This is a genomic window from Bradyrhizobium sp. (assembly GCF_035484855.1).
Classification (GTDB): Bacteria; Pseudomonadota; Alphaproteobacteria; order Rhizobiales; family Xanthobacteraceae; genus Bradyrhizobium.
In genome coordinates this window covers 1-25,136 of sequence record NZ_DATHOP010000135.1, presented here as the reverse complement: position 1 = coordinate 25,136, position 25,136 = coordinate 1, and the positions used below count along the sequence as shown (strand labels likewise).

Here is a 25,136-nt window from a genome sequence, read left to right as displayed (position 1 = left end):
CAGCTGGTGCAGCTCTGCGCGGCTTTTGAATCTTGCCAGCGCGAGTACCATCCTTATATTGAACCTGCTTTCTCCTGCTACCGGAACGAGATCGATCATGACGACGGACACGATTGCCGAACACAAGCCATTTCAGGCCGAGGTCGCCGAGCTGTTGAACCTGATGGTGCACTCGGTCTATTCCGAGACCGATATCTTCCTGCGCGAATTGATCTCGAATGCCTCCGACGCGCTGGACAAGCTGCGCTACGAGGCGATCGCGGCGCCCGAGCTTACAGCCGACGGCGAGCCGGCGAAAATCAGCATCATTCCCGACAAGAAGGCCGGCACGCTTTCGGTGATCGACAACGGCATCGGCATGGACCGGCAGGAACTGATCGACAATCTCGGCACCATCGCGCGCTCCGGCACCAAATCCTTTCTCTCGCGTTTGACCGAGGCCAAGGACGGCGCCGGCCTGATCGGCCAGTTCGGGGTCGGCTTCTACGCCGCTTTCATGGTCGCCGACCGCATCGCCGTCACCAGCCGCCGCGCCGGCGCAAGCGAAATCTGGACCTGGATCTCCACCGGCGGCGACGGATTCGATATCGCCCCGGCGTCCGACGACGACGCAAAGCGCATCGTGCGCGGCACCGAGATCGTGCTGCACCTGAAAGAAGACGCGAAAAAATATCTGGAGACCTACGAGATCGAGCGCATCGTCGGCGCCTATTCCGACAACATCCAGTTTCCGATTCTGCTCCAGCCGGAAGAGGGCGAGCCACGCCAGATCAATTCGGCGAGCGCCTTGTGGCAGCGGTCGAAATCGGAACTGACGCCGGAGGACTACACGCAGGCCTACAAGTCGATCGCCGGCGCCTTCGATGAACCGGCGATGACGCTGCATTATCGCGCCGAGGGCCGGCAGTCCTACGCGGTGCTGCTGTTTGCGCCATCGACAAAGCCGTTCGATCTGTTCGAGCCGGACCGCAAAGGCAAGGTAAAACTCTACGTTCGGCGCGTCTTCATCGCGGACGACGCCGACATCCTGCCCGGCTATCTCCGCTTCATCCGCGGCGTGATCGACAGCGAGGACCTGCCGCTGAACATTTCCCGGGAGATGTTGCAGAACAATCCGCAGCTGACACAAATCCGCAAGGCCGTGACCGGCCGGGTGATCGGCGAACTCGAAAGCCTCGCCGAGAAGGAGCCGGAAACGTTTGCAAAAATCTGGGACGCGTTCGGGCCGGTGATCAAGGAAGGCATCTGGGAAGATTTCGAGCGGCGCGAGAAACTGCTGGCGCTGTCGCGCTTCACCACGACCACGGGCGAGAAGCGCTCGCTGAAACAATATGTCGAAAGCCTGAAACCCAACCAGACCGAGGTCTACTATCTGGTCGGCGACAGCATCGAGCGGCTGAAATCCAACCCGAAGCTGGAATCGGCGACCGCCCGCGGCATCGAGGTGTTGCTCCTGACCGATCCGGTCGACGCCTTCTGGACCTCGGCGCCGCTCGATTTCGGCGGCAAGCCGCTGAAATCGCTGAGCCAGGGCGACGTCGATTTCGGCTTGATCCCGCTGGTCGACGACAACGCGCATGACAAGGACAAGCCGGAGGCCGACGAGGCTGCGACGATTGCTGTCATCAAGGACGCGCTGGGCGAGCGAGTGTCGGACGTGCGCGCCTCGCAGCGGCTCACCACCAGCGCCTCATGCCTGGTGGCGGGCGGCGCGGCTCGGGACCGCGTGCTCGAGCGGATGCTGGCGCAGCAGAACCGGGGCGCGGTGACAAAGCCGATCCTCGAGATCAACATGCGCCATCCGCTGGTTGCCGCCATCACCGGGCAGAAGGACGCCGCGCGCGACCTGTCGCTGCTGCTGCTGGAGCAGGCGCAGATCCTCGACGGCGAATTGCCGGAAGACCCGGCGGCGTTCGCCAGCCGCCTCAACGGACTGGTGCTGCGCGGATTGGCCAACGCTGGCGGCTAAGGGCTCGCCGAACCCGCTTTACTCCATTCCCTGATGCAGCGTATCGGCCTTCTGCAACGCGCGCGTGCATCCCGGGAATCGATAGCCGCGATCTGACGCGCGCGTCTTCGCTCCGATTGCAGCGATGGCCGTAAGGAAAGCTTAAAAGATTGTTATTAGCTTCGGGCCCTGGCCGGGCTGCATCGCCATCTGCACGTTGCAGGCGATTTTGGAATTTTCGCTTGGGGCTTTGTGATGTCGCGTTCGATGATTGAAACGACCAACCTCGTCGTCAACCTGACGCCGCGACCGATCGAGCCGTCCTGGATCATCGAAGGCAATCCGCAGGCGCAGTGGTGCGTGCTGTCGAAGAGCGCCGACGGGCTGGCCTCGACCATGGTCTGGGAGTGCAGCGAGGGCAAGTTCAACTGGTACTATGATTTCGACGAGACCATCCTGATCCTCGAAGGCTCGATCGTGCTTGAAAGCGACACCATGCCGCCGACCCGCTACAGCGCCGGCGACGTCGTGTTCTTCAAGGACGGCGCGCACGCCAGATGGCATGTCGAGGGCCACGTCAGGAAGCTCGCATTCTGCCGCAAGACCCAGCCGGTCCTGGTCGGCTTCGCGCTGCGGGTCTTTTCCAGGATCAAGCGCACCCTGCTGCCGTCAGGCAAGCGCCAGCCCGCGAGCCTGATGGCTTCCGGTTAGTGCACGATGCAAAGTTGAATTGACACAAGGGCGCCGACTTACCTCGCCCCGCTTGCGGGGAGAGGTCGAAATTCGCGTAGCGAATTTCGGGTGAGGGGGACTCTCAACGAGTCGCGCTCGCGGAGAGAGCCCCTCACCCCAACCCTCTAGGAGCGAGCTTCGCTCGTCTCGACCCCGCGAAGAGCGGGGAGAGGGAGAGCGACTGATCGCGTCTGTCTCATTAACCTAACTCTAGCGGCCGATCGCGCCGGCGACCTGCGAAGCGAGCTGCTCCGCGATCATGTGATAGCCTTCCGGGGTCAGATGCTGGCCGTCGGGCTGGTGCGGCATGCCGTGGAATGCGCTGTTCGGCAGCATGATCACCTTGATGCCTTTCGCGCTCAGCCGGCTCTCGATTTCCGCGGTGCGGTCCGGGCCACCTTTGCGTCTGTCGTTGCCGCCGGGCTGCAGGATGACGACGCTGGTTCCGTTCGGCACGGCGCTGTCGAGCCGCCGCAGCATGTTCTCCGTGGGATCGCCACTAATGCCGGCGTTGATGACGCGGCAGTTGATCCCTCTCGCCCGCAAGATCGCTTCGAGCTGCGCCGGAAACGCCTGACTGCGCGCCACGCCCTTGCCATAGGTATTGCTGGCGCCGAGGGCTACGACGGTGGCCGCGCGGGCCGCGCTAATGGCGAGGGGTGACATGGCCAACAGGAGGACGAGGCATGCCGAAACCTTCAGCCGGGGAATCCACGGTTTCATGTGTTGCCTCGTCACTCCGTCGATCAAAGCTTCAGCCGATAGACATCCGCAGCCGTCTTCGAGAACAGCGCCGTCTTCTCGGCCTCGCTATAGGGTGCCGCAATCCGCTTGAAGGCGTTGAAGATGACCTGATAGCTGCACTGGCCCTTGTCCGGCGGAAAGTTGCTCTCGAACATTGCGCGGCTGGGCCCGAACGCCTCGATGCAGGTCTCGATATAGGGGCGCCACGCGGCCGCCGCTTCCTCGGAGGAGGGCGGTTTTGCGCGCTCGTGAAAATCATAGCCCAATAGCCGCATCGCGAGGCCACCGAGCTTCACCGACACGTTGGGGCATTTTGCGACGTCCTGGATCGAGGCCTTCCAGCCCTTGAAGATCTCGTCGCGCCGGTTGGCATAGACGCCGAGGCCGACAGGGCCGCCGCAATGATCGAGCACGATTTTGGTGTCGGGAAAGGCGCGGGCGAGATCGGCGAGTTCGCCGATCTGCGGGTGAAACAGCCAGGCGTCGAAACTCAAGGATAGCGGGGCGAGGCAGGCAAAACCCTTGCGGAAGGTGGTGTCGAGCAACAGGCCCTTCGGCCGGGTCGCATACATGTGGGCGACATTGGGGTCGGCATCCCAGGCGGACGAATGCCGGATGCCGCGGAAGCGGCCGCCTCCAGCGGCGATCTCCGCTTCCAGCACGGCGCGCGCGGCCTCGCCCAGCAACAGATTGGCGTGGCCGACGATACCGGCGCAGATCGCTGCCGGCCCGTAGCCGCCGCTCGCGCTCATCGCCGCCGCGCCATTGGCGAATTCGACCTCGCCGACCGGGCCCATGGCCTCCGGCCCGCCGGCGCGATACATCGAGCGGGCCTCGACATAGACGGTCGCGACAATGTTGTGACCGGAGGCGATGTCGGCGGCGATATCCTCGATCAGATAGCGCTGGCCGCCGCGATCCCAGAGATGATGATGCGGATCGACGATCGGACGCGCCGGATCGAGCACCTGCTCGGTATATTGCGCGAGCCAATCCTCGCGCGGATCGGCATAAAGCCCGCTCCTGGTGGTGGGCAAAGTGCTGGCCATGGATCGTCGCTCCCCTTTTTGACATTTTTCTTATTCGTCATTCCGGGATGGTCCGAAGGACCAGGCCCGGAATCTCGAGATTCCGGGTTCGATGCTTCGCATCGCCCCGGAATGACGGTGGTAAATCAAACCCCGCGCAGGATAATGACCGTCGGCGTATCCGGCAATGTATCCCTTGAAATCGTCAGCGTCCGCTCGGTCCGCACGTCGATCGCAAACTGCTGGCCGACCAAGTGCATGAATTCGTCGAGCGGCGTCATGAAACGGTGCATCGGCAGCACCACCGAGGCGCGCAGGCGGCGGGTGATGTCGGAAATGCCGTCGAGCGACATGGTGTAGGTGCCGTCGATCGGCACCATCACGATGTCGAGCCTTCCGATCGCCGCGAACTGGCTGTCGTCGAGCTTGACATGCAGGTGCCCGAGATGGCCGATGCAGAGGCCAGCGACCTCGAAGATGAAGATCGAGTTGCCGTCCTTGATCATCTCGCCGCTACTATCCTCGCCGAAATAGCGGCGGATATCGGTCGTCACATTGCGGATATAGACGTCGCCGATGCGCTCGGCGATCTTCGCTGGTGCCCCGTCATCGCGCCAGCCATGCAGCACATGGGGAATGCGCGGATCGGGAAACAAAGTGTAGTGCGTCGAATGGGCGCGGTTCATGGTGACGACGTCGGGCAGCCGGCCGGTGGTGTAGGCGCCGCTAAAGTCGGTCGCGATCCTTATTCCGCCCGGCGTGTCGATATAATAGGTCGAATGGCCGGCATAGGTGATGGTGACCTCGCCGGGCTTGGCGTCCGCCAGCCGCAGGCTGACCGGCGTGGCGCGCGGCGGCGCGTTCGCCATCGCCAGACACTCGCTGCGCGGGACATCCTCGGCGAAGGCCGGCGCGATCAGCTGACACAGCAGTGCAAGGACGGCGGAAAAGCATCGCAACATGGCCGGACCCGTCTTAGGATGAGGCCGCTACTGTATCGTGCGATGCCACTTCCGTCATGGCTGCATTTACCCATCGCCGGGATGCAATCGGACGACATCCTTCTCGGAAGATATCAATGCCCGTACCCGCATCCTCTTCGCGACGTCTCGAGCCGCTCCACCATGTCGACGCCGGCGTCCTCAACATTGCCTATTACGAGGCGGGTCCAGCGGACGGGCCGGCCGTGGTATTGCTGCACGGCTTTCCCTACGACATCCACTCCTATGTCGACGTCGCGCCACAGCTTGCGGCTCAGGGCTGCCGCGTCATCGTTCCCTATTTGCGCGGCTACGGTCCGACCTCCTTTCACGACAAGGCGACGCCGCGCTCGGGCGAGCAGGCCGCTGTCGGCGCCGACCTGATCGCGCTGATGGATGCGCTTGCCATCGAGCGCGCAGTGTTCGCCGGCTATGACTGGGGCGGCCGCGCCGCCTGCATCGGCGCTGCGCTGTGGCCGGAACGATGCGCGGGCCTGGTGTCGGTCAACGGCTATCTGATCCAGGACATTGCGCGGGCGATGGTTCCAGCCAGGCCGGAACGCGAGGTGCCGCTGTGGTATCAGTATTATTTCCAGCTCGAGCGCGGACGGGCCGGGCTGGCCGCCAACCGGCGCGGCATCGCGCGAATCCTGTGGCAGCAATGGTCGCCGAACTGGGGGTTCGACGATGCCTGCTTCGAGCGGACGGCGGTCGCCCACGACAATCCCGATTATGTCGATGTCGTGATCCACAGCTACCGCCACCGTTTTGGTCTCGCCGACGGCGATCCGCAATACGCCGAGCTGCAACGCCGGCTGGCGGCGCTGCCGGTCATCACCGTGCCCACGATCACGCTGGACGGCGATGGCGACGGTGTGGCGCCCGCGACCGACGGCAAAGCGCAGGCCGCGAAGTTTTCGGGCCGTCGGGTCCATCGCATCATTCCCGGCGCCGGACATAATCTGCCGCAGGAGGAGCCGGAGGCCTTCGCGGCGGCGGTGATGGAGTTGGTCGGGGTGTGAGAACTGTCGCCCTATGATAGAAGCCGGGCAGATTTACCCTTGGCTTCCATCAACTTTACGGCCCTCTTGTCGAAGGAGACAAAAGTATCCGCGCCGAGCCAGTTTCCCTCATGAGCGATAGCGCCGTCGGCAAAATCTCCACCTGCGTCCAGCATGGCGAGCCCAGCTTCGGCGGTAGATCGGTTCACGACAACGTTTGCACTGTTTATCAGACCGCGAATTGTCTCGGCGATGTCGGCCGGCCGAATCTTGTAACGTTGCAGCACCCAGACCAATTCGCAAAGCGAAGGTATCGTCAGCGCAACGATATCCGCATCGCGGAGGACCGACTTTGCAGCTTTGCTCTGCTCGACATCATCCTCGGTCACCGCCCGCACCAGCACGTTGGTGTCCGCCGTGATCTTCATCGCTTGCCCGCCCATCCTCGGGCGATGACCTCATTCATGTCCTCGATCGATAGCGTCCGGCCCTTTTTCTTCGTTTTCAACGAACCGAAAACATCCGATATGCTTCCGGTCGGCCGGGCCGCCTTCACCTCGATCCGTCCATCGGGGAGTTTGTCCACGTTGATTTTATCGCCGGGATGTACCCCCAGATGATCCAACAGGTCCTTGCGCAAGGTAACTTGGCCTTTGGCGGTAACGGTAAGAGTGCTCATGGCAGCCTCGAAATTTCTAACCTGAAGTGTAAGGCAAAAAGGCCTTACATTCAAGAAGCTTATTCCCGCCTTAGGGCTCCTCTTCCACGAGTAGCCGGAGGCCTTCGCGGCGGCGGTGATGGAGTTGGTTAGAGCGTAACGGCCACGCCCGGAGGGAACCGGCAGGCGGAAATCTCATTGAATATGACGATGAGAATTCCCTTGCGAATGTCAACCTCAATGGCCGCTGGATGAGTCCGTCGCCTTTACGGGTCGGTACCGCCGGCTGGGGCGTACCGTCGCGCTATGTCGCGGAGATACCGCGCATCGGCAGCCATCTCGAGCGGTATGCCAGAGTTCTAAACGCAGTCGAAATCAATACGTCGTTTTACCGCCCACATCGGCTTAAGACGTATGAGCGCTGGGCGGAGTCCACGCCTTCCGGCTTTCGTTTCTCGGTCAAGATGCCGAAGGCGATGACGCATGACCGGCGGCTCTCCGATTGCCGTGCCTTGCTGGACCGCTTCGTGGCGGAAGTAGCCGGACTTGGCGACAAGCTCGGCGTGTTGCTGGTGCAGTTGCCGCCGAAACTGGCGCTGGAACGGCGCGTCGCCGGCCGCTTCTTTCGCGGCCTGCAGCGACGGCTCCCTGTGCCGATCGTTTGCGAGCCAAGGCATGCCAGCTGGTTCGCCCCCGGAGTCGACAAATGGCTCGCCGAGCGCAGTATCGCGCGTGTCGCCGCCGATCCCGCGCCCGTACCCGGCGCTGGCGAACCCGGCGGCTGGAGCGGACTCGCCTATTATCGCTGGCACGGATCGCCGCGAATCTATTATTCCGACTATGAGGACGCCGCGCTGACGGAGCTCGGCAGACGCCTCGACAGCCACCGCAAACGCGACACTCTGACATGGTGCATTTTCGACAATACCGCCGAGGGAGCGGCGCTCGGAAATGCACTTGCGATAGCAGCCCGGGAAGCTGAGGTGCCCGCGCTCACTCCCGCCTTGGGCTCAGCTTCCATGTCGCCGCGAGAATGCCCGAAGTCATCAGCCCGCTGATCGCAGCGCCGATCGGGAACGCCAGCACCAGCGCCGAGGTCGCGGCCCAGCCGATCGAGGAGAAGGCCTCCGCAAACGTCGCCAGCCGCGACGAGGTCTGGCGGCGGCGGAACTGGCTGCGTTTGGCCTGGACGCGGAACCAGAGCTGGATCGAGGTCGCGGACGCCGCCGCGATGAAGACCCCGGCCGCGGTCACCGCCGCCTGCAGCGGTGAGGCCAACATCAGCGCCGCGACCAGCGGCGCGAAGATCGCCGCGATCGCGATCAGCACCACTTCGATCTTGGCGCGGATCACGCGCTGACGGGACAGCGGCGCGGTCGCCACCAGGTCGGCGGCATCTTCGCCCGAGATCGTCAGCCAGGCGAGGCCGCCCGCGAGTTGCCCCGCCGCCATCACGATGACCGGCGTGATCAGCACGATGGCGAGTGAACTGTCGGAAAAGCTTCGCCACAGCATCAGGGCCGGCGGCACCAGATAGAGCAGCTGCATCAGGGTTTGCGAGATCAGCCAGGGGTCGCGGCGCAACAGCAAGAATTCCTTCCGCCGCAGCGCCTGTTGCCGCGAGCCGCCGCGAAACGCCTTGGCGCGGGTTTGCTGGCTCGGCGCGGCATGGGCCGACACGCTGACCGCGGTGTCGGCAAACCGCGGCGAGAAGATCGCCATCACGACGCCGAGCAACAACAGCCCGCCCGCGAGCAGCAGCAACAGCGCCTCGGCATCGCCGAGCGCCGCGCGTGCCGGCCACCAGACGACGCTGTCGCCGTCGGGCGCAAAGGCTGCCGCGGCGTCCGAAGTCAGCACCGCGAAACGCGACAGCGTGCCGTAGGACAGGATCGCCGCGACCTGCAGTGCAATGACAAAGCCGGCGCCGATGATCGCGGCAACGATTTGCGCCACCAGACGGGTACGGGCCGGCCCGATCAGGCGAAACAGCACAATCGTGATGGCGATCGCAACCGCCGCCGCCGACAGCCCGACCGCGACCACGACGCCGTAGGCGGAAAACCATCTGGCGCCGCCGCCGAACACGAGAACGTCGACAAAAGGCGTCGACAACAGCAGCGCCATCGCGGTCACCGACAACGCAATCGCCGCGATGCGCACCGAGAATATGCTTTCCAGCCGGACCGGCGACGACATGATCAGGTCGAGATCGGCGCGCGCGTAAAACACCCGCGTCACCGATTCGATCGCCTGCGACAGCATCAACGCCCAGGCCAGCAGGATGGTCGCGGTCATGACGATGAGCGAGGATTTGTCGAGCGGCAGCTGGAGGTCGGCAAAGCGGCCGATCACGGCATAGGCCGGCAGGTGCATGATCGCGGCGAACACGATCAGGCCGATCACGGCGCGGTTTTTCTTGCGCCGGCCGCCGGTCATCATCGCCAGCCATTCGCGCCATGCCAGCCGGATTTCGTGCCGGGCAAACCAGCTGAGATCGGCCGTCGCGCTCATGCCGCGGCGGCCTCGACATCGACCAGCGCGATGAACAGGTCTTCGAGGCTCTTGTCGCTATGACCGTCCTGCTGGCGCAGTTCGGTGAGCGTGCCTTCGGCCACCAGCCGTCCCGCGGCGATGACGCCGATGCGGTCGGCCATGCGCTCGGCGACTTCCAGAATATGTGTGGTCATGATCACGGTGCAGCCGGAGCGGACGCGATCGCCGAGCAGTCCCTTGACATGACGCGCCGACACCGCATCGAGGCCAGTGAGGGGTTCATCGAGGATGATCAGGCGGGGGTCGTGCACAAGCGCGCCCGCCAGCGCCACCTTCTGGCGCATGCCCTTGGAAAATCCCTCGCAGCGCTCGTGTAGATGCGGCTCGAGCCCGAGCGAGATCAAGAGTTCATGTGCGGCCGGTTCGGATACCGAAGCGTCGACGCCCCAGAGGCCGGCGACGAATTCGAGATATTCCAGCGGCGTCAGCTTGTCGTAGATCATCGGCTCGTCCGACACCCATGCGACCATCTGCTTGGCGGCTGTGGGATCGGCCAGCGCATCGACCCCGAAGACTGTGACCGCGCCGGCATCGGGCCGCAGCAGCCCGGCCACCATGCGCAATGTCGTGGTCTTGCCGGCGCCGTTGGGGCCGACGAGAGCGTAGAATTCGCCTCGCCGGACGGTGAGATCGAGCGCATCGACCGCGAGGCGGTCAAAACGCTTTGTTAACCCTCGCACTTGCAGCGCGGATTCCTGCGGTTTCATGAGGTCGGAACAATCCGTGATTTGCAGCAAGATTCTTGTTTTGACGCGTTTTCTTCACGCGAACCGGTACCCACTTCGCTCGAAAACGCTCTAGCCGAGGAACCATGGACCGAAGAACTTTCGGCACGGTGAATCGCGCGCCCCAAATCGCGCCGATGCGCAGTTGTCAGCTAAAGCGGGATGGGATCAGGCTGGGGCGCGGCGACGGACCATTTTCTCATGCCCGGACGCGAGACAACACCGGGTTTGTAAGTCGGGGTTTTCTACTTTGCATGGGGTTGTTTTGCGGTTTTTTGGTAAGGCCCTGCGGCGCTGCAGCCGGAGCATCGGATCGCTGGCGCTTCGCGCTCACGGCGAATCGACTCAACGCCATCCCATGATGCTCTAAGCCTGGGCCGCCTCGGCCGACTTCTGCTTAATCATGGCAACGACGGCGTCGAGGATGGCGCCGATCGCGGCGCGCCGATAGGCCCAGCGCTCATCGGCATCCGGCTTGGCGATCACCATGGTCGCGTTGGCCTCGAACAACAACAGCTCGCCGTCGCCGCTGAGGCCGAAATCGATTCCGGCATAGTCGAGGCCGAGCGCGTCGCGTATCCCTTCGAGCGCGACCATCGCTTTGTCTCCGAGCGTCGAGCGCATGTCGCAGAGAAAGCGCTGTTCTTCGAGGCGATGGTCCGGCTTGTCGGCCATGTCGGACGTGAAATAATGCACCTTCCAGTTCCCCGAGATCGCCAGGTGCAGCGGATAGATCTCGCCGGCGATCATCATCACGCGGTATTTGCGCGCGTTGCCGTCGTTGCCGCGGGCATCGAGATATTCGATCGCCAGCAGATCGTCGCCGGGAAGGCCGGCCGCGGCAGTCGATAATGCGGCCGGCTCGTCGACCAGGATGAAGTTGCGCCCGGTGTGATAGCCGGGCGAACGCAGCAACAATGGAACCGCCAAGCCGTGTCTGGCAATGGTATCGGCGCCGTCAGGTCCGGCCAGCGCGTCGCGCGGGATCGCGACGGTGCGCGGGGTGATCACGCCGGGTAGCGCGCCGAGCCGCCTCGAATTGGCGATGCGGCCGGTCTTCATCACCGCGCGGGGATCGTTGATGACCGGCGCCGTGGTGCGCGCGATCAGGCGGGTAGCGGCTTCCAGCGCCGGTTCGCAGAGATCGGCGTCGCCAATGGTGTTGAAGACCAGTTGATGCGGCGGCAGTGGCGTCAGCGGATCGAGATGATCGGCGACGACAACCGATGTCATGAAGGTGCAATCGTCCAGGAACGAGGCGGTTGGAATGTTGCCGCCGCCCGACGAAACCAGTTGCAGCAGCGTGATCGGCGGCGCGGTGCCGCGATAGGGCAGAGTCGAAACGGCGTGGCCGCGAAAACCCTTGCTGAAATGATAGGAGGCGCCGGCGCGATCGCCGAGATCGGCGAGCACCGCGCCGAGGCCCTGATGGGCCGCCGCCAGTTCGGGGTCGGCCAGCAATGCCGCTTCGTAGTGGGCGCGGGCCTCGGCATGCCTGTTGGCGCGAAGCAGGAGGTTGGCGAGGTTGACGCGCGCCAGTGGATTGGCCGGGTGGTGGAGGATCGCCTCCGAATAGACCCGGCAGGCCGCGTCGATCGCGCCCATATTGGTCAGCAATGTCCCGAACTCGTTGAGCGCGCTGAAATTTTCCGGCGCCCTGCGCAGGATGTCGACGAAAGCGAGCTGCGCCTCCTGCAACCTGTCGAGCGCGCCCAGCAGGGCGGCACGCTCGATTTCGGTGTTGACGGCATCGGCATCGGCCGGGGCATGGCGGCGCGCCAGGAGTTCGTCGAGTTGCCGCAGCCGCGCCTCCTGCGCCAGCCGCGGCGCCCAGCTTCGATCGGCGCGTTGATCGTCACGCGCGGGCGCGGAGGTCTGCTGTGGTCTTGTCACAATTCGCGCGGTCCGACATCGGAAGTCCCGTGGATACCACGATCAGGCGATTCGCAACCTTATCCAGGCCCCCATCGATCGCCGCGGCGGCGCCGATTATGGCCAAATATTTCCTTATCCCCGCCCTCCGGACATGTCCGGAAGCAAATTTATCGCTTCGACGATTCAAAAAGGCGGCGGCGGCAGGAGTTTGTTTACCAACAATCTTCATCGTCGATTCATTCCAGTGGCAAGAAAGTTCCGGTTCCTGATGGTATCCGCGTTAGCAACTCGTCTCTCCGGCACCGAAACCGCCGATGCGCAGGCCGCGCAAGATTTGCAGACCGGGCTGGCGCACTATGCCGCCGGCAGGATCATTGAGGCCATCGGCGCCTATCGGCACGGGCTCGCCCTATCCGAACTGGAGCCGTCCGGACTGGTCTCCGTCGAGACGCTTGCGAAGCTGCACGCCAATCTCGGCAATGCCTGCATGGTTCGCGGCGATCTCGAATTCGCCGCCGAGAATTACAAGGCAGCCCTGCGGCTATCACCGCATCTGACGGCCTGCTGGTGCAACCTCGGCAATGTGCGTCTCAAGACCGGCAAGGCCGGCGAGGCCATCGCGCTTTATGCCCAGGCACTGACGATCAACCCTGCCCATTGGCCATCGCGCACCAATCTCGCGCAGGCCCTGATGGCCACGCAGCAGCATCTTCTGGCCAGGGCATTGCTGACGGAATTGATCGGCGAACGGCCGCAGGAGGCCCAACTTCACCATCAACTCGGCAAACTGCTGTTCGAACTCAATGAACTGCAAGCCGCGCTGGAAAGCTTTCGGCGGGCCGCGGTGCTCAACCCCGGCGATGCCGATACGATCTACTGGATCGGCGGCATCTGCCAGCAGCTCGGCGAAATCGACGCCGCCGAAGCCGCCTATGCCAGGGCCGCGCAATTGCAGCCACTGATCCGGCGGCCGGCCGCGAAATTTCCGGCAGATTTCCGTATTCTGGCGTTGTATGCCCCCTTCGCCGGTAACCTGCCGACCGGTTATCTCTTCAAGCAAGCCGACTACGACACCGATACGCTCGCGCTGTTCGCCTCCAGCGAAATCGACGTCGAACTCCTGAAACGGGACGTGCAGGTCGTCGTCAATCTGATCTCCGATGCCGACCAAGGGGCCGCATTGCTGCCGCTGGCGGCCGATCTCGCCGCGCGGCTCGGCAAGCCCATCGTCAACGATCCCTTGAAAATCAGGCGGACGACGCGCGATGCGATCGCCGAGCTCCTGCAGGGAATACCGGGCTGCCGGGTGCCGAAGATTTCGCGCCTGAAAGCCGGCACTGACCTTGCCGCAGCATTGCAGGGCGCGTTCGCGGCTTCACCCAGCGTCCTGGTCCGGCCGGCGGGGACCCATGGCGGCGACGATTTCGAGAGAATCGAGGGCGCGGCCGAACTCGAAGCCTTGCTGGCGCAGCGTCCCGGCTGCGACCATTATCTGATCGAATACATCGACTACCGTTCCGCCGACGGCTATTTCCGGAAGTACCGCTTCATCTTCGTCAATGGAGAGATTCTGCCGTACCATTTGGCGATAGCGGACGGCTGGAAGGTGCACCACGACTCGACCGACATGGCCGATCATCCATGGATGCAGCGGGAGGAAGAGGCGTTCCTGGGCGATCCGGCCGGCGTCTTCAACCCTTCGCACTATCTCATCTTGCGGGAAATCCGGCGGCGCATCGGGCTCGACTATTTTGGCATCGACTGCGGATTGGACGTTTGCGGCAACCTCGTCGTGTTCGAAGCCAATGCCTCGATGCTGGTGCATGAGCAGAACGAGGATTTCCCCTACAAGGCCCCGTTCGTGCTGCGCATCAAATCGGCGTTCGACGCCATGCTGCGGAAATTCGCAATGGGCTGACCTTTTCGTTCAGGCGGCCGCCTGCCGGCTGGGCTGACGAACCGGCAATCTGATCCGAACGACCAATCCATGGGGCCGCCGGTCGTTGAGCGACAGCTCGCCGCCATGCGCCAGCACGATGGTGCGTGCGATCGAAAGTCCGAGGCCGAAGCCCGAGGCTTCGTCCATGTTCCGCGCTTCGTCGCCGCGCACGAACGGCTGCAGCATGAAATCCTTGCGCGCATCCGTAATGCCGGGACCGTCGTCTTCGACCTCGACGGTCACGGTATCAGGCGCGACCGTCAGGCGGATCGTGGTCTCGGTGCCGAACTTGACCGCGTTCTCGACCAGGTTGGTGACGCTGCGATGCAGGTCGTCGGGTCGCACGATCGCCATCGCGTGTTCCGGGCCTTCATAGGCCACCTTGTGTCCCATATCGGCGAATTGATCGGTGACGAGCTGCAGCGTGCTGGCGACATCGACCAGCGTCATCGATTCGAGCTTGCGGTCGTTGCGCAGGAAGGACAGCACGGATTCCAGCATCGATCGCATCTGGTCGAGATCCACCAGCATGCGGCTGCGATGGGCGTCGTCCTCGATGAATTCCGAGCGCAGCCGCATCCGGGTGATCGGCGTCCGCAGGTCGTGGCTGATGGCGGCCAGCATCTTGGTGCGGTCGTCGATCAGGGTCGTGATCCGTTCCCGCATCCGGTTCAGCGCCTTGGCGACCGAGCGAATTTCCTCCGGGCCGCGCTCGGGCAACGGCGCCGCGGCGCCGTTCAGGCTGAAGTCTTCGGCCGCCCTGGCGAAGGCCGACAGCGGCGCCGTCAGGGCGCGGGCGGCCCACAGGCTGAGCAGGGTGACGCAGATCACCGCGAACAGCAATGTCGTCATCCACGGCCCGCGCCACAGCGGACGCTGCCACTGGTCCTGCAGAAGCCTTGCGGAGATCAACTCGCCATCCGGCAGCGCGATGCCGAGCTTGCGGCCGTCCCGTCCATTGGCGAGCGCAAAGATCCGGTAACCGTTGCCGAGCCGCCGATGCAGCATGCGCAGGCTGTTGCTCTCCGGCTCGTCCGCCGCGGCAGCGGTGCCCGGCGCCAGGCTTGCGATCTCGAGCTGCGGAAACGTCCGCGCGATATCGGCGAAAAGCTGTGGCCGCCGCGCCGCGGGCGCGGCGCCGAGCAGCTGGACCAGGGCGGCGAGCTGGCTTGGGCTGTGACCGATCGATGGCTCGACCTGATCCGGGCGGTGGATCAGGAAGGTCGCGGTGATGATCAAATGGATGGCGACGATCGAGGCGACCACCAGTGCGGCGATCTGTCCGCTGATGCCCCGCAGATTCAGAAAGCCGAGCAGCCTCATGAGTAATTGTTCGGAGCGATCGTCACCGCTTCGACCTCGGGAGTGAACATGTAGCCGCCGGAACGCACCGTCTTGATCATGGCGGCTTCCTGCGGATCGGTTTCGATCTTGCGCCTGATACGGCTGACCAGCACGTCGATGCTGCGCTCGAACGAACCGGCGTTGCGCCCTTGCGTGAGGTCGAGCAGGCTGTCGCGCGACAGCACGCGACCGGGCCGTTCGCAGAAGGTCCGCAGCAGGTCGAATTCGGCACTGGTCATCGCAACCCGCGCGCCGGCCGGATTGCGCAATTCGCGCAGCCTGAAATCGATCCGCCAGCCCAGGAAGGTCAGCGCGGTGGCGCCATTGATGGCGCTGACCGTCTGCGCCGCCGCCTGCCGGCGCAGCACCGCATTGATGCGGGCCAGCAATTCGCGCGGATTGAACGGCTTGGCAAGATAGTCGTCGGCGCCCATTTCAAGTCCGAGAATGCGATCGACGTCCTCGCCGCGCGCGGTCAGCATGATGATCGGGGTCTGCGATTCGGCGCGCAGCTTGCGGCACAGGCTGAGGCCGTCCTCGCCCGGCAACATCACGTCGAGGATGACGAGATCGACGCGAGAGTCGGCCAGCGCGCGGGCCATCTCGCGTCCGTCGTTTGCCGTGGTCACGTTGCAGGAGTTGGTGCGCAAATATTTCGCGATCAACGTCCGCGTCTCGCGGTCGTCTTCAACGACAAGAATGTTCGGCGGGGCCTGATTGGGCATGACGGTGACCTTGTCTCTCGATTCGAGGCGGTCGGCGAAGTATTTTTATTTCCAGATATTTCCAGAGACTCCGTTGCAACACAGGGCAACATGGCGGCTTGGCGATAACAAGGCCTTGTTAAGATTGTTAACCATACCGTCGGGCCGTTCTTTGCGCGAATCCTGGAAGACGCATGACATCGATCTCCGCGGCCTACAGTAACACCCTTACGCCCCTGCAGCAGCTGCAGGATCAGCTGCAGGCGGAAGTGAATTCCGGCGCGATCAGCTCCTCCGACCAGGGCGCGCTGTCGTCCGCGCTCAACGATATCAACTCGTCGCTTCAGAGCAATCCGCCGGCCGCTCCGGCCAGCGGCACCAGCTCTTCGCCTGCCGACCTGAAGTCGAAGATCGACAGCCTGATCGCGAACGAGGTGTCGAGCGGCAAATTGACCAGCGATCAAGCCACCGAGCTGCAGGGCGTCTTCAAGGCGGCGTTCGCGGCAGGCAGCGCCAGCACCGGGGGCGGTATTTCTGGCAGCACGGCCAGTCCGGGTCCTCCCGCCGGTCCGGATGGATCTGGTGCCGCCGGCCATGCACATCATGGTCATCACGGCGGTGGCCACGGCGGTTCGCCACCCGCCGACAGTTCGTCCTCGACCGACAGCGCCAGCTCCGCCAGCGACATCCTGCAGCAGTTCCTGCAATCGCTGCAGAATTCACAGTCCGGCACGTCATCGACGCCATACGGCGCGACCGGCAGCACCGATCCCGGCAACAGCAGCGCGACTTCATCCGCGCCGCTCCTGATCGACTACCAGACCTGAATTTCGGGCGACGACACACCGAAGGCCTGTGCGCAATCAGTGAAAGCGATGTTCGACACCATCATTCTTCTTGCCGGTGAAGCCGAGCATGTTGCGTTACCCCTGCTGCTGCAGGGGCACAATCCGCAGCTCACGGTGATTTCGGTCGGAACCTCCGCGGATCTGGCCGCCTTGCATTCCGACGTGCTGGCGCGAGCCCGGCTGATCGCCTTCGTGACCCCGGAGATCGTGTCCGGCAGCACGCTCAATCGGCTCGGCTACGGTGCGATCAATTTTCATCCGGGACCGCCGAGCTATCCCGGATGGGCGCCCGCGCATTTTGCGCTTTACGAGCGGGCAAAGGAGTTCGGTGCGACCGCCCATGTCATGGTCGAACGGGTCGATGCCGGCCCGATCATCGACGTCGCGCTGTTTCCGTTCCCATCCGACATTTCCGTGCTCGGCCTGGAGGGGCTGGCCTACGCCCACCTCGCGCAACTGTTCTGGCGCTGCGCCAAATCGCTTGCGACGGATCCCGACCTGCCGGCGGCGCTTCCGGTTCGGTGGGGCAGCAAGAAGTATTCCCGCCGCGCCTATCGGGCGATCTGCGACATTCCGCTCGACATTCCCAAGGACGAACTCGACCGCCGCCTGATGGTGTTCGGCGGCAATCATTTTGGCATCTGCCCGACCATCAACCTGCACGGCATCGAGTTTCGCGCCGTGCTGCCGGCGGCCGGGCCGAGCGCGGCAAAAATCTAGAGCATGATCCGGAAAAGTGGACACCGGTTTTCCGAAAAGATCATGCTCAAAAAGTTAGAGCGGGATGACGATTCGAGGAAAAGTCATCGCGCTCTAAGGCCCCCGCAGCGCGATGCCAGAATCCACCGGCTGCAGCGACGTGGTATTGCAGCGCCAGCCGCTACCGGCCTTCTGGAACGCGAACGCCTTCGCGATCCTCAGGCGGTGCGCCACCGACAAGCTGTCCCGGCTGCCCGGCGCAGCGTTCGCCTTGCCGGACTTCAGGTCCCAGCAGGTGCCGGTGCAGCCGGACGCGATCGGACTGCAGACCGCAAATGGCGACAGCACGATCATTTCGACCTCGGCCGTCACCAGCGCGCTGTCCTCCGCCACCTTGTGGTCGATCTGGGACACACGGCTGACCGCAAGGAAGTTCTCGCACGCATTGGCCGCATGGATTTGCGCGACGCAGAGATCGACGGCGTCGGCATCGGGCAAGGGCGAGGCGAGATGCCGTCCGAAGATTTTTCCGGGATCGCCCCTGGCCGCGGCGACCTCGGCCGTCTTCTCGCTGAAATAATCGCTCAGACAGCCCTCCGACGACGAAAGCTCCTCGAGCGGCACGTTGTCCTTGTCCGCCAGGGCGCATTTCCGGTCGCGCTCCCGGCCCCATCGTTCGTATTCGGAGAGAGCATCTCTCGCGTCGTCCGGCTTCAGCCTGGCGACGAGTTGGAGAACGTGGTCGTTCAGTTCAGTCTTGGCGATGGCCAGCGAGGGTTCGCTGCAGATCAGCGCGCCGGCGGCGCTGTTGGTCGCCAGACAATCAAAATTCGGATCGGTCAGTATCTCCGTCCGCTCCTCGGTTTCCCTCAACAGGCAGGTCCTGATGGGTTGGACGTTGCGGCTCGAAAGCCGCTGGTTGGCGAAAACCCCGCAACTCGAGTTGCGATCCCTGATCCATTCGGCATTTTCCTCGATCGCGAGGCGACGATTGGCAAGCCGGTTCAGCCTGTTCTGGATCGCGATGTTCAGCTTCGCGGCCGCGCCATTGAGATCGGGGTCGCCGCAGAATAACTGCTCGGTAGCGTCCCTGAAGGCCGCGCAATGATTGGGCTCGAACAGCGGCAGCACCTCGTTGATCGGCCGCTCCGAATCGGGTGGATTTTCGGCAAGCGCCGGCAGCGCCAGGCCAAGCTGGATCGCGACGGCAGCCAGCACGATTCCCCGCATCCCGGTCCCCATCAGATGAAAGCCTGCTCGCTTCGGCTGTTGGCGGAATCCATCATCGAGCCGGGCGCGGAGATGTCAATCGCCCTGGGTGTCGCGCCGGCGAGCGCGGCAGTCAGTTGGCGGAAGAAATCAGGGCGGGTTGGGCGGCCGAATTCAGCATCACCGGTGACGGCGCATCGCGATCGGGCAAACGGGCCAATAGCGGCGCGTCCGCATACTGCATGATGCCGTGCTGGTCGATGACGAACAGCGGCCGGTAATTCCTGACATCGGCGTCCTCGACCATCGCCATGCGGCGGTTGTCCAGCGTCAGCCAGTGCCCGTCGAGCCGCGCGGCGGCAACCGCGTGGTCCTCGCCGTGGATGGTGTCGCGCATGATCACGATCCGCAAATCGTCGGGCGAGACGCCGGCCAGCCGCAAGGCTTCGAATTTTGCGATCGCATAGTCTTCGCAGTCTCCGGCGCCGCTGGCGAAAGTCTCGAGCGGCGAACTCCAGACGTCGATTTCGCCCCACTGCGCCAGGTCGCTCATCGGCCGGATCGCCAGATTGATCGCGCGGTTGATCTCGCCGAGACGGGCGCGTCCCTCGCGCGCTCGCGCATCGTCGACGATGGCGAGCAATCGCAGCGCCGCCGGCGACACGCAGTGATCGCGATCGCCGTCGCACAGCGCCAGTTGCACCCTCTCGTCGTCGAGCTTGCGCTCGACCCCAATCCATTTGTCCCGCACCGCCCCGAAGGACAGGTCCCAGGCCGAAAGCCCGAACGGCTCGGTCGATTTCCGGATCAGATCCGCAGCCCCAGGCGTCATCAGGGTCGCCGCGGCAAGTTCCGCCGCCGGGCCGAACCAGGCCATGCCGCAGGCAAGGATGAAGGCACGCCACGCGTACGAGCGACCGAAGATTCCCATTTGACGCCCCAATGCGCCGGCACCGGAGGCCTTGTTGGCCTTCTCGGGTGACCGGATCGTCTCAGGGGGTGATGATGGATCGGGTGGCTTTTGTTCTGCTTAAAGTCGGCCGCAGGCGGCCGAAAAGCACGAAACAGGCTGAAATCCGCCTCGCCGATTTGATGAAAATTTTACGGATCGGGCGCTGCGAGGAGCGAAAGTTCCTCGCAGGAAGCGCGGGGTACATGCAGGAGTTGTATTGCGCGGAATTTCCGCAGGATATGGCTAATTCGCCGCAAAACGCGGGTTTTGTTATCTAGGTCACACTTTTAGCTAAGAAGAGGGCGCAGTATCCTGCAGTGCGATGCAAGGATAAGACCACCTCAGTATCGGCCTTGAAATCTATACGTTCGATTACATCAAGAAGGTCGGTCTATTCTTTCGATGATCGAATTCTTACCAAAGAGAGTGCTCCGAGTACTTCTATGCGTGCAGCTTTGGCAATCGAATTGACCGAGAACCATTCGGCCGGATCAAGAATGACAGGCGTCGCACAAGCAGAAGATGGTTTCGCGATGCACTTTCCAGTGATAAGCAAGCATAGACCTTGAATATTATATAAATATTAACCATTTGCGGTGGCCCATTGAATTACGCCGGCAAATTCGACGCCAAGCACGACGCTGACGGCTCGGGTCTGCACTCGCACGGGCATGCGCATGTCGAGACGGTCACCGCGCACGCGACGCATGTTCCCGCGGACGCCATCATCGTTCCCGACGCGCAGCTGCTGTTCAACGCAGACTTCAAGCGGTCCGGCGTCGACCTGGTGCTTTCCCGGGACGACCATGAACTGGTACTGCACGATTACTTCAAGGGCGAGAAGCGCGCCGCGCTGTCGTCGCCCGATGGCGCCCATCTCACCGGCGAACTCGTCAACGCCCTGACCGGCCACACCGAATACGCGCAGGCCGGCGGCGCGGCCGGCGCCAACGCCGTGATCGGCCACGTCACCAAGCTCGCGGGCAGCGCGACCGCGATCCGCAACGGCGTCTCGATCATCCTGAACCAGGGCGACAACGTCGAAAAAGGCGACGTCGTCCAGTCCGGCTCGGATTCGACGGTCGGCATCACCTTCATCGACGGCACGGTGTTCGGCTTGTCGTCGAACGCCCGGATGGTGCTCAACGAGATGGTCTACGACCCCAACGGGTCGAACAATTCGTCGCTGATTAGCCTGGTCGCCGGCACCATCTCCTTCGTCGCCGGCCAGACCGCCAAGCACGGCGACATGAAGATCGATACCCCGGTCGCCACGATGGGCATCCGCGGCACCGCGGTGCTGTGCGAGATCGACTTCAACGTTTCGACCCCGGGCGTGCCCGACGCCAAGTTCCAGGTGCTGGTCGAACCGGACGGCACCACCGGCTCCTACATCCTGTTCGACAAGAACACCCTGACGCCGATCGCCGAGGTCAACAAGGCCGGCCAGCTGATCCACATCCGGGAGGGCCTGGTCAGCATCTCGAACGCCGGCCTCTCGGATGAGATGCAAAAACTCATCAACGAGGTTTTCGCCGAGAAATACGCCTACGACACCACCCCCAAGACGTTCGATCATCAATTCACCGACTCGATCGTCCCGCTGCCGCTGACGCCGATCATACTGACGAACGGCCAGACCATTACCGGCACGGCTTATATCCTGAACACGTCCGACAAGACAGGACCGTCGGGATCGAGCGGACCTATAAACTCGCTGAGCCACATCGACGGGCCGCCGCATGCGGTGATTGTCAACCTTCTCGGCCAGCCGATCAGCGGCTTCCAGATCACCGAGCTCGCCGGCAAGACCGGCGACAGCGCCGATCTCGACAGTGTCTCCGGCGCCGTCAACTTCGTCGATATCAACGCCGGCGATGCGCCTTCGGTCTCGGCCAAGTTCGGTTCGTTCAGCTACCAGAACGCGGCGCATCAGGATGTGACGGCGGCGCTGAACGCCCAGCAGCTCGCGGACATCGCGGCGGTCGAGGCCAAGCTTGTGCTGACGCCGAACGCCGGCAACAACAATGTCGGCACCACGGCCTTTAGCTATAGCGTGCCGGACAGCGCTCTCGACTTCCTGGCCGCCGGCGAGACCTTGACGCTGACCTACAACATCAAGGTCGACAACAACTATGGGCCGAACGACGAGTCGACCCCGCTTACGCTGACGATCACCATTACCGGCACCAACGACGTTCCCGTCATCACCACGAGCGCGCCGAGCATCGCGTTTTCGGGCGGCACCAGCGTCCCCGGCGGCGATCTGCCGACCAGCGACCCGACCTCGGGAACGCTGGCCTTCACCGACGTCGACCTGACCGACACCCACACGGTCGCGACCGCGCTGACCGGCGCGGTGGGCGTGCTCAACGGGATCACCGTGCTGAACGGGGTCGATGCGCTCCCGCCCGGGCCGCTCGATCTGCTGAAGACGGCGCTGACCGCGTCGATCGCGGCCGGCAATGACAGCACGCTGACGGGTAACGGAACCATCAACTGGAATCTTGCCGAGCTTCCGGTCTATATCGCCGATTTCCTCCCCAAGGGCGAAACGCTCACCCTCACCTATACGGTGACGCTGACGGATTCGCAGGGTGCGACCACCACCCAGGACGTCATCGTCACGATCACCGGCACCGACACGCCCGCCGTGGTCTGGATCGCGACCGCGACACCGGGCTCGCAGCCGGGCGGGCTGTGGAGCGACGGGTCGAACTGGGAAACCGGCACCGTTCCGACCGCGAACGATGACGCCATCATCATCACCAACCAGCTGATCGGCCTGACGCCGTCCTATCCGGTCACGATCGATGCGCCGGCCTTCGCCAAGACGGTGACGCTGAACGACTTCAGCGATCTCGGCAACGCCCATCCGGAACTGAACAACGACAGCACGCTGACGATCGGCGGCGCGTTCACGCTTGGGGTCGACTCGATCGTCGACAATTCCGGAACCATCGGCGTCGGCGGCGCGATGGAAGTGCTGGATGCCAGCATCCTGAATAATTCCGGCACCATCGATCTCGCCCAGGGCGGCGATTTCAAGGACCAAACCAGCATCACCAATGCCGGGAAGATCGACGTCACCGGTGGCACGCTGAATATCCTGGTCGATGTCGCCAATGCCGGCGGAAACCTGGTAATCGAAGGCACGGCTAGGGGAACGCTGAGCGGCGCGGCCATCACCGGCGGTGCTGTCAACAACAGCGGCGAATTCGACCTCTCGGGCGGCCTCCTGACGAGCGGCTCGCTCGACAATGCCGGCACGATCGACGTCAGCAGTATCGGCAACGAGCTGCTTGGCGAGACCGTCACCGCCAACTACGCACTGGAGGTTCTGGCCGGCGGCTCGCTGTCCATCGACCAGGGCTCGACCGTCGCCAATGGCGGCGGCACCGTCACGGTCGACGGCACCGGGACGCTGACGCTGAACGGCGCCAGTCTCGCCGGCGGCACCGTTACCAACAAGAGCGGCGGCGCCATCGATCTGGCCGGCAGCGGCGTGCTGAACACCGGCTCGCTCGACAATGCCGGCAAGATCGACGTCAGCGGCAGCGGCAACGCGCTGAACAGCGAAACCGTCACCGCCAACAACGCGCTGGAGATTCTGGCTGGCGGCGCGCTGTCGATCGACCAGGGCTCGACCGTCGCCAATGGCGGCGGCACCGTCACGGTCGACGGCACCGGGACGCTGACGCTGAACGGCGCCAGTATCGCCGGCGGCACCGTCACCAACAAGAGCGGCGGCGCCATCGATCTGACCGGCAGCGGCGTGCTGAACACCGGCTCGCTCGACAATGCCGGCAAGATCGACGTCAGCGGCAGCGGCAACGCGCTGAACGCCGAAACCGTCACCGCCAACAACGCGCTGGAGATTCTGGCTGGCGGCGCGCTGTCGATCGATCCCACCACGATCGACAACAGCGGCGGCACGGTCACGGTCGATGGCACCGGGACGCTGACGCTGAATGGGGCGACCATCACCGGCGGCACCGTCAACGACAGCGGCGAGATCGACCTTACCGGCAGCGCCGCCGTGAAAACCGGCACGCTCAATTCGTCCGGCACGATCAAGGTCAGCGGCAGCGGCAACGCGCTGGACGGCGAAAACGTGACCAATGGCGGCGGCATCGAGGTTGTCGGCGCCCTGACGCTCGATCAGTCGACTACGGTCGCCAATGGCGGCGGCACGATTACCATCGATAGCACCGGCACGCTGACGCTGAATAATGCGTCCATCAGCAACGGCACGCTGGGCAATTCCGGGTTAGTGGATGCGACCGGGACCAACGGCCTGCACGGCATCGCCATCACCAACGCCTCGGGTGCCACGCTGGAGTCGACCGGCGGGGTGCTGACGATCGACGGCAGCAACACCACGTTCAACAATGTGGGCCTGCTGGAGGCCAATGGCGGCGGGCTCGACCTCAACAACGATACGCTGACCAACACCGGCACGCTGAAGGCGACCGATTCGAGCGTGCTGGAACTGACCTCGACCACGGTGACCAACACCAACGGCACTGTGACGGTCGATGCGCTCTCGACGCTGGACCTGAACGGCGGCGACAGCATCAGCAACGGCACGCTGGGCAATTCCGGGCTGCTGGATGCGACCGGGACCAACGGCCTGCACGACATCGCCATTACCAATGCCTCGGGTGCCACGCTGGAATCGACCGGCGGGGTGCTGACGATCGACGGCAGCAACACCACGTTCAACAATGCGGGCCTGCTGGAGGCCAATGGCGGCGGGCTCGACCTCAACACCGACACGCTGACCAACACCGGCACGCTGAAGGCGACCAACAGCAGCACGCTTGAACTGACCAATACCGGCGTCACCAACACCGGCGGCACGGTGACGGTCGATGCCGGCTCGACGCTGAACCTGAACGGCGGCGACAGTATCACTAACGGTACGCTCTCCAATTCCGGGACGCTCAACTCGATCGGGACCAACAGCATCGGGGCCGCCGTGGGCGGCGGCGGGACGCTGAATGTGGTTGGCGGCACGCTGACGCTGACGGGCGACAACACCTATACTGGAGCGACCACGATCAACGGCGGCACGCTGAAGCTGTCGGGCACCGGCTCGATTTCGGCCTCCAGCGACGTTGTCGACGACGCCACCTTCGATATCTCGGCGACCACCGCGGGCGCCTCGATCGTGACGCTGTCGGGCACCGGC

The 25,136-nt window shown here is 63.8% G+C and carries 22 protein-coding genes; 9 read left to right on the top strand and 13 right to left on the bottom strand.

Annotation, left to right across the window (positions count from 1 at the left end):
* Positions 1-94 precede the first annotated feature (94 nt).
* Together htpG and VK804_RS15030 are read left to right on the top strand one after the other, a co-directional pair.
* Positions 95-1,969 carry a molecular chaperone HtpG gene (htpG, locus tag VK804_RS15035; protein WP_325371667.1) on the top strand — a complete coding sequence of 625 codons (1,875 nt, stop codon included), beginning with the start codon at positions 95-97 and terminating at the stop codon, positions 1,967-1,969.
* Between the two features lie 234 nt (positions 1,970-2,203).
* A complete protein-coding gene (locus VK804_RS15030) occupies positions 2,204-2,659 on the top strand; it encodes a cupin domain-containing protein (RefSeq protein WP_325371614.1) in 456 nt (151 codons plus the stop codon).
* A gap of 231 nt (positions 2,660-2,890) precedes the next feature.
* Here VK804_RS15030 and VK804_RS15025 read toward each other — a convergent pair whose 3' ends face one another.
* The 3 genes from VK804_RS15025 to VK804_RS15015 form a co-directional block, all read right to left on the bottom strand.
* Positions 2,891-3,403 carry a GDSL-type esterase/lipase family protein gene (locus tag VK804_RS15025; RefSeq protein WP_325371613.1) on the bottom strand — a complete coding sequence of 171 codons (513 nt, stop codon included), beginning with the start codon at positions 3,401-3,403 and terminating at the stop codon, positions 2,891-2,893.
* Positions 3,404-3,426: 23 nt separating this feature from the next.
* Positions 3,427-4,473, bottom strand: a complete 1,047-nt coding sequence (locus VK804_RS15020) for an amidohydrolase family protein (RefSeq protein WP_325371612.1) — start codon at positions 4,471-4,473, stop codon at positions 3,427-3,429.
* A gap of 125 nt (positions 4,474-4,598) precedes the next feature.
* Complete coding sequence (locus VK804_RS15015; RefSeq protein WP_325371611.1) at positions 4,599-5,414, bottom strand: MBL fold metallo-hydrolase; 816 nt, start codon at positions 5,412-5,414, stop codon at positions 4,599-4,601.
* Positions 5,415-5,530: 116 nt separating this feature from the next.
* Here VK804_RS15015 and VK804_RS15010 point away from each other — a divergent pair, with 116 nt between their 5' ends.
* Entirely contained in the window at positions 5,531-6,454 is a 924-nt protein-coding gene (locus tag VK804_RS15010; protein WP_325371610.1) for an alpha/beta hydrolase, read from the top strand.
* 11 nt (positions 6,455-6,465) lie between these two features.
* Here the strand turns inward: VK804_RS15010 and VK804_RS15005 are convergent, their stop codons facing one another.
* Entirely contained in the window at positions 6,466-6,861 is a 396-nt protein-coding gene (locus tag VK804_RS15005; RefSeq protein WP_325371609.1) for a type II toxin-antitoxin system VapC family toxin, read from the bottom strand.
* Complete coding sequence (locus VK804_RS15000) at positions 6,858-7,112, bottom strand: AbrB/MazE/SpoVT family DNA-binding domain-containing protein (protein ID WP_325371608.1); 255 nt, start codon at positions 7,110-7,112, stop codon at positions 6,858-6,860. The genes VK804_RS15005 and VK804_RS15000 overlap by 4 nt, the downstream gene beginning before the upstream one ends.
* A 230-nt stretch (positions 7,113-7,342) precedes the next feature.
* Here VK804_RS15000 and VK804_RS14995 point away from each other — a divergent pair, with 230 nt between their 5' ends.
* On the top strand, positions 7,343-8,149 hold the full coding sequence (locus VK804_RS14995; protein ID WP_325371607.1) for a DUF72 domain-containing protein: 807 nt from the start codon (positions 7,343-7,345) through the stop codon (positions 8,147-8,149).
* Here the strand turns inward: VK804_RS14995 and VK804_RS14990 are convergent.
* From VK804_RS14990 to VK804_RS14975, 4 genes are all read right to left on the bottom strand, one after another.
* The gene (locus tag VK804_RS14990; RefSeq protein WP_325371606.1) at positions 8,085-9,605 is read right to left on the bottom strand and encodes a permease; all 1,521 of its coding nucleotides are present in this window, start codon (positions 9,603-9,605) and stop codon (positions 8,085-8,087) included. The genes VK804_RS14995 and VK804_RS14990 overlap by 65 nt on opposite strands.
* Entirely contained in the window at positions 9,602-10,354 is a 753-nt protein-coding gene (locus VK804_RS14985) for an ABC transporter ATP-binding protein (protein ID WP_325371605.1), read from the bottom strand. The genes VK804_RS14990 and VK804_RS14985 overlap by 4 nt, the downstream gene beginning before the upstream one ends.
* A gap of 384 nt (positions 10,355-10,738) precedes the next feature.
* Entirely contained in the window at positions 10,739-12,265 is a 1,527-nt protein-coding gene (locus tag VK804_RS14980) for a tetratricopeptide repeat protein (protein ID WP_325371604.1), read from the bottom strand.
* The gene (locus tag VK804_RS14975; RefSeq protein WP_325371603.1) at positions 12,228-12,476 is read right to left on the bottom strand and encodes a hypothetical protein; all 249 of its coding nucleotides are present in this window, start codon (positions 12,474-12,476) and stop codon (positions 12,228-12,230) included. The genes VK804_RS14980 and VK804_RS14975 overlap by 38 nt, the downstream gene beginning before the upstream one ends.
* A gap of 39 nt (positions 12,477-12,515) precedes the next feature.
* Between VK804_RS14975 and VK804_RS14970 the strand changes: the two genes are divergently transcribed.
* Complete coding sequence (locus VK804_RS14970) at positions 12,516-14,165, top strand: tetratricopeptide repeat protein (RefSeq protein ID WP_325371602.1); 1,650 nt, start codon at positions 12,516-12,518, stop codon at positions 14,163-14,165.
* A 9-nt stretch (positions 14,166-14,174) separates the two neighbouring features.
* Here the strand turns inward: VK804_RS14970 and VK804_RS14965 are convergent, their stop codons facing one another.
* Both VK804_RS14965 and VK804_RS14960 read right to left on the bottom strand, forming a co-directional pair.
* Entirely contained in the window at positions 14,175-15,509 is a 1,335-nt protein-coding gene (locus VK804_RS14965) for an ATP-binding protein (protein WP_325371601.1), read from the bottom strand.
* Positions 15,506-16,255, bottom strand: coding sequence for a response regulator (locus tag VK804_RS14960; protein WP_325371600.1), 750 nt, complete (start codon positions 16,253-16,255; stop codon positions 15,506-15,508). The genes VK804_RS14965 and VK804_RS14960 overlap by 4 nt, the downstream gene beginning before the upstream one ends.
* 173 nt (positions 16,256-16,428) lie before the next feature.
* On the opposite strand from VK804_RS14960, the gene VK804_RS14955 reads away from it, so the two are divergent.
* Entirely contained in the window at positions 16,429-17,061 is a 633-nt protein-coding gene (locus VK804_RS14955) for a hypothetical protein (RefSeq protein WP_325371599.1), read from the top strand.
* A 48-nt stretch (positions 17,062-17,109) separates the two neighbouring features.
* Positions 17,110-17,802, top strand: a complete 693-nt coding sequence (locus tag VK804_RS14950; protein WP_325371598.1) for a formyltransferase family protein — start codon at positions 17,110-17,112, stop codon at positions 17,800-17,802.
* Positions 17,803-17,895: 93 nt separating this feature from the next.
* On the opposite strand, the gene VK804_RS14945 is transcribed toward VK804_RS14950, so the two are convergent.
* Both VK804_RS14945 and VK804_RS14940 read right to left on the bottom strand, forming a co-directional pair.
* Positions 17,896-19,011 (bottom strand): hypothetical protein, encoded by a 1,116-nt coding sequence (locus VK804_RS14945; RefSeq protein ID WP_325371597.1) that lies wholly within the window; start codon positions 19,009-19,011, stop codon positions 17,896-17,898.
* Between the two features lie 112 nt (positions 19,012-19,123).
* On the bottom strand, positions 19,124-19,921 hold the full coding sequence (locus tag VK804_RS14940; RefSeq protein WP_325371596.1) for a transglutaminase-like cysteine peptidase: 798 nt from the start codon (positions 19,919-19,921) through the stop codon (positions 19,124-19,126).
* 83 nt (positions 19,922-20,004) lie between these two features.
* On the opposite strand from VK804_RS14940, the gene VK804_RS14935 reads away from it, so the two are divergent.
* Both VK804_RS14935 and VK804_RS14930 read left to right on the top strand, forming a co-directional pair.
* Positions 20,005-20,220 carry a hypothetical protein gene (locus VK804_RS14935; protein ID WP_325371595.1) on the top strand — a complete coding sequence of 72 codons (216 nt, stop codon included), beginning with the start codon at positions 20,005-20,007 and terminating at the stop codon, positions 20,218-20,220.
* Between the two features lie 326 nt (positions 20,221-20,546).
* A partial coding sequence (locus tag VK804_RS14930; RefSeq protein ID WP_325371594.1) for a FecR domain-containing protein occupies positions 20,547-25,136 on the top strand: 4,590 nt, incomplete at its 3' end.